Annotated in this window: 7 protein-coding genes; 3 read left to right on the top strand and 4 right to left on the bottom strand. The window is 71.1% G+C overall.

Translation table 11 applies throughout. From position 1 onward, the window contains the following. The 3 genes from mshC to BN11_RS13760 form a co-directional block, all read right to left on the bottom strand. Positions 1-1,162 (bottom strand): cysteine--1-D-myo-inosityl 2-amino-2-deoxy-alpha-D-glucopyranoside ligase (mshC, locus tag BN11_RS13770; protein ID WP_053084109.1); only part of this gene is annotated, 1,162 nt, incomplete at its 3' end. A gap of 23 nt (positions 1,163-1,185) precedes the next feature. Continuing rightward, positions 1,186-2,040 carry an SCO1664 family protein gene (locus BN11_RS13765; RefSeq protein ID WP_235435477.1) on the bottom strand — a complete coding sequence of 285 codons (855 nt, stop codon included), beginning with the start codon at positions 2,038-2,040 and terminating at the stop codon, positions 1,186-1,188. Next, entirely contained in the window at positions 1,968-2,504 is a 537-nt protein-coding gene (locus BN11_RS13760; RefSeq protein ID WP_048698555.1) for a DUF3090 domain-containing protein, read from the bottom strand. The genes BN11_RS13765 and BN11_RS13760 overlap by 73 nt, the downstream gene beginning before the upstream one ends. Before the next feature lie 96 nt (positions 2,505-2,600). Between BN11_RS13760 and BN11_RS13755 the strand changes: the two genes are divergently transcribed. Then, complete coding sequence (locus BN11_RS13755) at positions 2,601-3,287, top strand: response regulator transcription factor (RefSeq protein WP_048698552.1); 687 nt, start codon at positions 2,601-2,603, stop codon at positions 3,285-3,287. Next, positions 3,284-4,294, top strand: coding sequence for a sensor histidine kinase (locus BN11_RS13750; RefSeq protein ID WP_048698550.1), 1,011 nt, complete (start codon positions 3,284-3,286; stop codon positions 4,292-4,294). The genes BN11_RS13755 and BN11_RS13750 overlap by 4 nt, the downstream gene beginning before the upstream one ends. Here the strand turns inward: BN11_RS13750 and BN11_RS13745 are convergent. Next, positions 4,256-5,002: an MSMEG_4193 family putative phosphomutase gene (locus BN11_RS13745; protein ID WP_327152867.1), complete on the bottom strand. Its 747-nt coding sequence runs from the start codon at positions 5,000-5,002 to the stop codon at positions 4,256-4,258. The genes BN11_RS13750 and BN11_RS13745 overlap by 39 nt on opposite strands. A 16-nt stretch (positions 5,003-5,018) precedes the next feature. Here BN11_RS13745 and corA point away from each other — a divergent pair, with 16 nt between their 5' ends. Then, positions 5,019-5,996 carry a magnesium/cobalt transporter CorA gene (gene corA / locus BN11_RS13740; RefSeq protein WP_048698548.1) on the top strand — a complete coding sequence of 326 codons (978 nt, stop codon included), beginning with the start codon at positions 5,019-5,021 and terminating at the stop codon, positions 5,994-5,996. Positions 5,997-6,021 lie beyond the last annotated feature (25 nt).

Genomic DNA, 6,021 nt, shown 5'->3' with positions numbered 1-6,021 from the left:
CGGCCGACGCCCACGCATCGACCGCGGCCAGCGCGGCGGGCGTGTCGAGATTGTCCGCGAGCGCGTCCCGGACCGCGGCGATCACCGGCGCGCTGTCCGGGGCCTCGTTGACCGAGAGCGCCGCGCGCCAGGTGGCCAGCCGCGCGGTGGCGGCTTCGAGGAGGTCGTCGGTGTAGTCCCACGGCGTGTCGTATCGCTGCGCGAGCAGCAGCAGCCGGATCGCCATCGGGTCCACCCCGTCCGCGCGCAGGCGCGAGACGAGCACGAGGTTGCCCTTGGACTTGCTCATCTTCTCGCCGTGCAGGCCGACCATCGCCTGGTGGACGAAGGCGCGCGCGAAGTGCTCGCCGACCGCACACGCCTGGGTCGCCGACATGTCGTGGTGCGGGAAGACCAGGTCCACTCCACCACCCTGGATGTCGATCGGCAGGCCGAGATGGTCGCGCGCGATCGCGGTGCACTCGATGTGCCACCCGGGGCGGCCGGCGGGCAGGCCGTCGACGTGCCACGCGGGCTCCCCGGCCCGCTCGGCACGCCAGAGCAGCGGGTCGAGGGGGTCGCGTTTGCCCGGGCGGTCCGGGTCGCCGCCCCGGTCGACGATGACCTCCATCATCTGGTCGCGGGAGAAACCGCTGACGTCGTTGAACTCGTCCAGCCGGGTCAGGTCGAGGTAGATGTCGCCGGAGTCGAGCCCGTCGTTCGGCAGGTCGTATGCCGCCCCGGCCGCCACGAGCTGCCGCACGGCTTGGGCGATCTCGTCGATGGATTCGACGACGCCGACGAGTTCGTCGGGGGGCAGGACGCCGAGGGCGGTCATGTCCTCGCGGAAGAGGCCGATCTCGGCGCCGGCGAGCTCCCGCCAGTCGCGGTTGTCGCGGGCGGCGCGCTCGAGCAGCGGGTCGTCGACGTCGGTGACGTTCTGGACGTAACGCACCTGCAGACCGCTGTCGCGCATCGCGCGGTTGAGCAGGTCGAAGGTGACATAGGTAGCGGCGTGGCCCAAGTGGGTGGCGTCGTACGGCGTGATGCCACAGACATACAGCCGCGCCACGCCGTCGCTGCCCTCGATCGTCACCAATGCGTCGGAGGCGGTGTCGTGCACGCGCAGCGGGCGTCCAGTTCCGGGGATGGCGGGCAGGGTCACCTCGGGCCACGTCTTCACGGGCCAACTGTATGCGGAGGGGTCTAGATCGGTGGCCAGGGGATGGCGTGCCACTCACCGTCGGGGCGGGGGTGGCGGCCGGTGCCGATCAGGTGATCGACGCGCGCCAGCAGTGCCTCGTGTTCGCGGACGGTCAGGTGGGAGCGGATCTCCTCCGCCTGCTCCCCCGGCTCGACGAGGGCGATCAACAGGGACCGCAGGCGCTGGATCTCGTTCTCGGGCAGGCGTTTGCCGCCCCATCCCCACAGGACCGTGCGCAGTTTGGGCTCGTGGTGGAAGGTCACGCCGTGATCGACGGCATACAGCTGCCCCGCGCAGCGGAAGGCGTGGGCACCCTTGCGGTCGGTGTTGTTGAGCACCGCGTCGAGGACGGCGAGGGAGCGCACGTCCGCGGTGTCCTCGTGCGCGAGCAACACCGGCATACCGCGATCGTCCGTGGCACGCAGCACCGGCCGCAGTCCCGCGGGATCGCTGCCGATCCTGATGAGGTGGATGACGCCCTCGTTCTCGCTCTCGATGCTGCCGATCCACTCCTGCACCATGCCCGGGCCCGCCGGCCCGTCGCGCAGGACGGTCCGGGGTATGACGTGCCAGCCACCCAGTTCGCTCACGAGGTATGCCGCCCGCTCCCGGGCCGCGAGCGTGCCGTCGGGGAAGTCCCACAGCGGCCGCTCCCCCGCCACGGGTTTGTAGACCGCGAGCGGGCCGCGCTCCGGGTCACCGAGCCGGGTGAGCCATGTCGCGTTGGAGGCATCGGTGAGCTGGCCGATGACGTGCAGCTCGGCCGTGGTGAGCGGGTCCTCGCTCAGCGCCGGTAGCCGTTCGCCCGGGGGCAGATGTGCCCGGTCGCGTCGAGCGGCCCCCCGCAGAAGGGGCACGGCGGCCGGCCGGCGGACACCAGCGCCTTGCAACGGCGCACGAACTCGGCCGCCATCGGCGAGCTGAGGATCACGCGCATCGACTGGATGTCGGCGGGCAGCCCCGCGGCCCGCGCCTGCGCCTGCTCCTCCTCGTCGCCGTCGGGGTCGCGATCGTGGCACTCCAGGACGACGACATCCCGGTCGGTGTCCCACGCCAGCGACATCGTCGTGACGCGGAACTCGTCCTCGAAGGGTGTCTCGAGCGGCTCGTTGTCGGCGTCCGGGGTCTGCGTGGGCAGCGACGCGGTGGCCTCGAGCAGGTCGCTGATCCGGTCGGCGATGGCCTGAATGTGCACTTTCTCGACCGACACGGTCGTGATGCGAATGCCCTCGCGGGCCTGGAGGAAGAAGGTGCGATTGCCCGGCGGGCCGACGGTGCCGGCGACGAAGCGCTCCGGCGGGTCGTACTGCGCAAGGCTCATACCCCGACCCTAACCCGCGAGAGAGTTCTTAACAGCGCCTTACGGCCGGTATGCCGCGGGCGGGCTCGCGCGCGTCAGCGCCCTACTCTTGGGGCCGTGGTGCGCTTGTTGCTGGTCGAGGACGACGAGACCGTCCGGGAGACGACGGCGAGCTACTTGCGCGACGCCGGTCACGAGGTGGCGGCGGTGGCCGACGGCGACGGCGCGCTGGCGTCGTATGCGCAGTCGCCCGCCGACCTCGTGCTGCTCGACCTGATGCTGCCGGGCACGCCAGGCCTGGATCTGTGCCGCCACCTGCGAGCCATGCGCGCCGATCTGCCGGTCATCATGGTCACCGCGCGGAGCCAGGAGCACGAACGTGTCCAGGGCCTGGCGCTCGGGGCGGATGACTATGTCACCAAACCGTTTTCGCTGCGCGAGTTGGACCTTCGGATCCGTTCGGTGCTGCGCCGGTCGGCCCCGCCGGCACCCGAACCCGCCCGGCGGGAACTGGTCGACGGCGACCTGCGTCTCGACCTGGCGGCGCGCACGGCGTTGCGTCGTGAGGATCCGCTGCCCCTGACCGCGCGAGAGTTCGATCTGCTCGCCTGGTTCATCGGACATCCCGCTCGCGCGTGGGCGCGCGAGGAGCTGATGGCCAACGTCTGGGGCTGGGAGTACGGCGACGCCTCCACGGTGACGGTGCATGTGCGACGACTGCGGGAGAAGGTCGAGCCGGATCCGGGCGCACCGGTCCGGCTCGTGACGGTGTTCGGGCGCGGCTATCGCTGGGATCCTGCGTGAGTCCCGCCGGCTCGGCGATCGCCATCTCCGCGGCGGTCACGGGCGTCGTCGCGCTCCTCGGCGCCCTGGTCCTGCTGACCGTCAGCCGGCGCCGGGCCGCGTGGGCGGCCTTGGCGGCACCCCTCGTCGTCGTCATCTCGCTGGCGGCGGGAGTGGCGGCCGCAACGCGCGCCATGGCGATCGGCATCCACGACTACCGGACCCTGATCTTCGTGCTGTTGGCCGGTGCGCCGATGGCGGTCCTTGTCGGCGCGGCCGTGGCCCGGCGCATTTTCGTGCAGGAGCGAACGGCCGCGGCGGAACGCGCCGAGCGGGATCGGGCCGCCAGCGTCGAGGCCGACCGACGGGAGCTGATCCGGTGGCTCGGTCACGACCTGCGCACCCCGCTGTCCGGCATCCGAGTCCTGGCGGAATCATTGCGGGAGAAGGAATCCGGGGCGACACCGGTCGCCGCGGCGCTCGACGGCATCCTCCGCGAGAGCGACCGGCTCGACGACATGGTCGCCGATATCGCCGAACTGTCCCGACTCCAGGGCGAGATGTCCGCGGCCGTGCGGCGCGAGGCGGTGCACCTGTCCGATCTGGTCTCCGACGCCGCGGCCTGCGTCCGGCCCCTCGCCGAGGCGGCGCGGGTGGAGTTGACGCCGGGCGCCCTCACCGACGTGCGCGTCACCGTCGACACGGCTGCCCTCACCCGGGCGGTGACGAACCTGCTGCGCAACGCCGTGCAACACACTCCACCCGGCGGGCGCGTCCTCATCAGCGTGCAGTCCCCGGCGCAGGTTCTCGTGGCGGACGGGTGCGGCGGCGTACCGGAAGCCGACCTCGCCCATGTCTTCGAGCCGGGCTGGCGGGCCGACGCCGCCCGCACGAGCGGCATCGCCGGCATGGGGCTCGGGCTGGCCATCACGCGCGAGATCGCCCGGTCCCACGGCGGGGACGTCGACGCCGCGAACCTGCCGGACGGGTCAGGGTGCGTCTTCACCCTGCGGCTGCCCGCCGCCTGACCCGGCTCCCCCACCGACCTGCCCCTCGTCGCTCTGCGCCTCCTGCCGCGTCGGCACGATCCCCTCGAGGTCGGTCCCGGATCCGTTGACGCCCAACACCATTGCCTGTCCGACGGGATACCGGATGACACTCACCGACGCCGGGTCGACGACGATCCGCTGGAACTGGTCGAGGTGCATCCCCAGGGCGTCGGCCACGATCGCCTTGATCACGTCGCCGTGGCTGACCGCTGCCCACACCGCCGTCGGGCCGTATGCCGCGAGCACGTCCGCGTCAGCGCGGCGCACCGTCTCGACGGCGCGGGCCGACATCGCCGCCAGGCTCTCGTGCGGGTAGTCGTCCCCGGCGGGGAAGACCGCCGCCGAGGGGGCGCGCTGGATGACCTTCCACAGCTCCTCCTGCGCGAGGTCCTTCAGCGGCCGACCGGTCCACGCGCCATACCGGCACTCCCCCACGCCCTCGTCCTGCACGACCTCGAGACCCCACGCGGCGGCGAGCGGTGCCGCCGTCTCCAGGGTGCGCTGCAGCGGGGAGGCGACGACGCGGCATACCGGCAGCGCTGCGAGGCGCTCGGCCAGCCGTGCCGCCTGATCGCGGCCCACCTCGTCCAGGCCGATGCCCGGCGACCAGCCCGCGAGCGTGCCCGCGGCGTTGGCGGGGGGGTCGTGCGTCCATGGCGGATCAACAGGAGTGTAGGCACGCGGCAAGTATGACAATGGGCCCGTGATCGTGGATCAGGCGAAGTATGTCGACGGGGTGCGGCAGCCCTGCGGGGACCTCAGCGACGAACTCGCGGCGTTGCGCGGCGCGAGCGACCGTCCCGACTTCTTGTGGATCGGCCTGAAGAACCCCACGGACGCGGAGTTCGAACTGGTGCGAGAGGAACTCGACCTGCACCCGCTCGCCGTCGAGGACGTCATGAAAGGCAACCAGCGCGCCAAGATCGAGCGCTATGACGGGACCACCTTCGTGGTCCTGAAGACCCTGCGCTACGTCGAGGAGACCTCGGATGTCGAGACGGGCGAGGTCATGGCGTTCGTCGGCGACCGCTTCCTGCTGACGATCCGGCACGGGGAGGCGGCGGCGCTGCAGGGCGTGCGTCACCGGCTGGAGGCCGACCCGGAGATGCTCGCGCTCGGCCCGCAGGGCGCCTTGCACGCCGTGATCGACCAGGTGGTAGACGGCTACACGGCCATCGACGATGAGTTGGCCAAGGACCTCGAGACCATCGAGGAGGCGGTCTTCGCCGGTGACCGGTCGGTGCATTCGCAGACGGTCTACAACCTCAAGCGTGAGGTGCTCGAATTCAAACGGGCAGCGGTGCCGCTGCACAAGGCCATCTCCGTGCACTTCAGCCCGGCAAGCACCATGGCGGACAGCGAAATTCGCCTGCTCTATCGCGACGTCCTCGACCACCTGTCGCAGTCGATCGACCACATCGAGTCGTATGAACGGCTACTCACGGATGTCCTGCACGCCTACCTGGCGCGGGTCGGCGTGCGCCAGAACGAGGACATGCGCAAGATCTCCGCATGGGTCGCGATCGCGGCGATGCCGACGATGATCGCCGGGATCTATGGCATGAACTTCGAGCACATGCCGGAGCTGGGCTGGCGCTTCGGCTACGCCTTCGCCCTGGCCATCATGTTCACGGTCTGCCTGCTGCTCTATCGGGCGTTCCGTCGCTCCGGCTGGCTCTGAGTCACCCCACGAAGTTCTCCGCTCG

It is taken from the genome of Nostocoides australiense Ben110, assembly GCF_001050535.1.
Taxonomy (GTDB): domain Bacteria; phylum Actinomycetota; class Actinomycetes; order Actinomycetales; family Dermatophilaceae; genus Nostocoides_A; species Nostocoides_A australiense.
The sequence above is the reverse complement of the archived record's forward strand: the minus strand, read 5'-3'. Positions and strand labels throughout refer to the sequence as shown.